We start from the raw sequence: 3,852 nt of genomic DNA on the forward strand, positions 1-3,852 counted from the left end.
ACCCATACATCATGCGCATGAGTGCTAAAGATATATTCTCTTCTGGGGTGGGATCTGTTTTGTTAAACACTCTCGGCAGGGGCTCCTTGAGGGAATCAGATTCCCTCAAGGAGCCCTTCACGGACCTTCGAGACCGGGGTGGGATCAGGCCGGGTAGCGGCGGAAGGCGAAGTCCCGGATCGCCGCGCTGAGCCGCTTCGGGTCGAACCGCAGTTCGACCGGGCTGCGGGCCTGCACGAATTCGGCGTTCGGCAGGTCCTCGGCGAGGCTGCCCGCGTCGCCGAACGGGTGGATCGGGTCGCCTTCGTGGCCGATCACCAGCGTTGGCGTCGTGATCGTGCCCCGGATCGACTTCGGCGGCGCGATCCGGCCGAACAGCACGCCGTGCAGCAGCGCGGCCATCGGAGCCGGGTCCTGGCTCAGCGTGTCCGTGATGACGTCGACCCACTGGTTCCCGTGCGGCACCAGATGCGCGGCCAGCGACACCCCGCGCACCGTCGCGGGCAGGAAGCGCGCGGCGAACAACAGCGGCGCGAAAGTCAGCAGCCCGGCGACGATCGCGTTGTCCAGCACCGGCATCTCGACCACCAGCCCGCGCGCCCGCGACGGAGCGGCGACGGCGACCTCCAGCGCCACGTTCGCGCCCAGGGAGGTCCCGCCGACCACCGCGTCCTCGATCTCCAGATGGTCGAGCAGCGCGACGGCCTGCTCGCCGAACGCGGGCATCGAATAGCGCCACGACTGCGTCGGCCGGTCGGAATCGCCGTGGCCGAGCAGGTCGAGCGTGACCACGCGGAATCCCGCGCGGGCGAGCCGGCGGGCCAGCGGCGCGTGCATCCGCCGGGTGAACATGATCCCGTGCATGAGCACCACGACGCGGTCGCCGCTGCCGTATTCGGTGTAGCACAGGCGCTGGCCGTCGTGCCGGAACGAGCCGGACAGCTCGATCGGCCGGGCCTTGCGGGCCGCCGCGGGTTCCGCGGGCGGGGCGTCGGCGACAGGCACGGGTGCCGGATCCATACGGGCGCCTCCCTCTCCACCTCGGGTCTCCAGGAAAGCATCCCGCAGCCGCGTTGGCACAGTGTCAACCGGATGAGCTGGGGTCGGCTCCATGAGTCAAGATGACCGCATGACCGAACCAGTAGCCGCCCTTCCCGAACTCGCCTCCCTCCGCGTCGACCTCGACGGCGCGGTCGCCGAGGTGACTCTGCTCGGCCCGGGCAAGGGCAACGCGATGGGCCCCGACTTCTGGCGCGAGCTGCCGCAGGTATTCGCCGCCCTCGACGCTGACCCGCGCGTGCGCGCGGTGGTCCTGACCGGCAGCGGCAAGCACTTCTCCTACGGCCTCGACCTGCCCGCGATGATGGGCAGCTGGGCGCCGCTGCTGGCCGGAGACGCGCTGGCCGGGCCGCGCACCGAGTTCCACCGCGAGGTCCAGCGGCTGCAGCAGGCGGTCAGCTCGATCGCCGAATGCCGCAAACCGGTGGTCGCGGCCGTGTCCGGCTGGTGCATCGGCGGCGGCGTGGACGTCATCACCGCCGCCGACATCCGCCTGGCCAGCGAGGACGCCAAGTTCAGCGTCCGCGAGGTGAAGGTCGCGATCGTCGCCGACATCGGCAGCCTGCAGCGCCTCGCGCCGATCGTCGGCGAGGGCCACGTCCGCGAACTCGCCCTCACCGGCAAGGACATCGACGCCGCGCGAGCGGAGAAGATCGGCCTGGTCAACGACGTGTACGCGGACCAGGAGACGCTGCTGGCCAAGGCCCGCGAGCTCGCCGCCGAGATCGCCGCGAACCCGCCGCTGGTCGTCCAGGGCACCAAGCAGGTGCTGTCGGCGAACACCGAACGCCAGGTCGCCGAAGGCCTGCGCTACGTCGCCGCGTGGAACTCCGCGTTCCTGCCGAGCAAGGACCTCCAGGAAGCCGTCCAGGCCTTTATGGAGCGACGAGCGCCGGAGTTCAAGGGCGAGTAAAACAGGCACGGGAAAGCGAGCACGAGGAGTACGACGTGAGCAACGGCGCTGAGGTCACCGGCTACCAGGCATTCCGCGCGGCGCGGGACTATCTGCAAGCCCATCGCGAGGACTACGAGACTGCCTACCGCGAGTTCGCGTGGCCGCAGCTGGACGAGTTCAACTGGGCGACGGACTGGTTCGACGCCGTCGCGGCGGATCCGGCGAACGCGCAGCGGTACGCGCTGTGGATCGTGGAAGAGGACGGCACCGAGAACCGCTGGACGTTCCCGGAGATGTCGGCCCGGTCCAATCAGGTCGCGAACTGGCTGCGCGGCCTCGGCGTCTCTCGCGGCGACCGGGTGATCGTCATGCTCGGCAACCAGGGCGAGCTGTGGGAGACCATCCTCGCGGCGATCAAGCTGGGCGCCGTCGTGATCCCGGCGTCCACGCTGCTCGGACCGGCCGACCTCGTGGACCGGGTGGAGCGCGGCAACGCGAAGCACGTCGTCGTGCGCGACGTCGACGCGGAGAAGTTCGCCGACGTCGCGGGCGACTACACGCGGATCGCGGTCGGCGAACCGGTTTCCGGTTGGCACGCCTTCGAAACCGCGTACGCCGAGCCGGCCGGATTCACCCCGGACGGGGTCACCCGCGCCGAGGACCCGCTGCTGCTGTACTTCACCTCGGGCACCACCGCGAAGCCGAAACTCGTGCAGCACACGCACGTTTCGTATCCGGTCGGCCATCTGTCCACAATGTACTGGATCGGGCTGGAACCGGGCGACGTCCACCTCAACATCTCGTCGCCGGGCTGGGCCAAACACGCGTGGAGCAACTTCTTCGCGCCGTGGAACGCCGAAGCGACGGTGTTCCTGTACAACTACGCGCGGTTCGACGCGGTCGCGCTGATGGCGCAGATGGACCGGTGCGGGATCACCAGCTTCTGCGCGCCGCCGACGGTGTGGCGGATGCTGATCCAGGCCGACCTCACCGCGCTGCGGACGCCGCCGAAGAAGGTCGTCGGCGCGGGGGAGCCGCTCAACCCCGAGGTGATCGAGCAGGTCGAGAAGGCGTGGGGCGTCACCATCCGGGACGGCTTCGGGCAGACCGAGACCAGCGTCCAGGTGGCGAACACGCCGGGCCAGGACGTCGTGGCCGGTTCGATGGGCCGCCCGCTGCCCGGGTTCGCGGTCGCGCTGGTCGACCCGGTCACCGGCGAGCGCGCGACCGAGGGCGAGATCTGCCTCGACCTCGCGCACCGGCCGGTCGGCCTGATGGCGGGCTACGCGGACGACGACGAACGCACGTCGGCCGCGTTCGCGGGCGGCTACTACCACACCGGCGACGTCGGCTCGGTCGACGAACGCGGCTACATCACCTACGTCGGCCGCACCGACGACGTCTTCAAGGCCTCGGACTACCGGATCTCGCCGTTCGAGCTGGAGAGCGTCCTGCTGGAGCACGAGGCGGTCGCCGAGGCGGCCGTGGTGCCCGCGCCGGACCCGATCCGGCTGGCGGTGCCGAAGGCGTACGTCGTGCTCGCCTCCGGGCACGAGCCGGACGCCGAGACGGCGCGGGCGATCCTCGCGTACGCGCGGGAGCACCTCGCGCCGTACAAGCGGATCCGGCGGCTGGAGTTCGGGGAACTGCCGAAGACCATCTCGGGCAAGATCCGCCGGGTCGAACTGCGCGGCCGCGAAGGCGGCGAGCGGCCCGAGGGCGAGTTCCGCGAGGACGACTTCCCGGACCTCAAGTCCTGAGCCGCGGTGGGGGGGGGGGGCGCGCGGGCGGCCCCCCCCCCCCCCCCGCCGGGGGGGGGCCCGGGTTCGGCCGGCGGGGCCCCCGGGGGGGGGGGGGGGGCGGACCCCACCCCCCCCCGGCGCCCGCGGGGGGTTGGG

The 3,852-nt window shown here is 71.1% G+C and carries 3 protein-coding genes; 2 read left to right on the plus strand and 1 reads right to left on the minus strand.

Going from position 1 to position 3,852, the window contains the following annotated elements; genetic code table 11:
• Nucleotides 1-144: 144 nt before the first annotated feature.
• The gene (locus tag ACFXI3_RS32270) at nt 145-1,020 is read right to left on the minus strand and encodes an alpha/beta fold hydrolase (protein WP_378404658.1); all 876 of its coding nucleotides are present in this window, start codon (nt 1,018-1,020) and stop codon (nt 145-147) included.
• Nucleotides 1,021-1,129: 109 nt separating this feature from the next.
• Here ACFXI3_RS32270 and ACFXI3_RS32275 point away from each other — a divergent pair, with 109 nt between their 5' ends.
• Both ACFXI3_RS32275 and ACFXI3_RS32280 read left to right on the plus strand, forming a co-directional pair.
• Nucleotides 1,130-1,972, plus strand: a complete 843-nt coding sequence (locus tag ACFXI3_RS32275; protein WP_378404660.1) for a crotonase/enoyl-CoA hydratase family protein — start codon at nt 1,130-1,132, stop codon at nt 1,970-1,972.
• Between the two features lie 35 nt (nt 1,973-2,007).
• Nucleotides 2,008-3,714: an AMP-binding protein gene (locus tag ACFXI3_RS32280; RefSeq protein ID WP_344275885.1), complete on the plus strand. Its 1,707-nt coding sequence runs from the start codon at nt 2,008-2,010 to the stop codon at nt 3,712-3,714.
• Nucleotides 3,715-3,852: the final 138 nt, after the last annotated feature.

Origin of the sequence: Amycolatopsis sp. NPDC059235 (assembly GCF_042754125.1) — a bacterium.
GTDB classification, from domain to species: domain Bacteria; phylum Actinomycetota; class Actinomycetes; order Mycobacteriales; family Pseudonocardiaceae; genus Amycolatopsis; species Amycolatopsis albidoflava.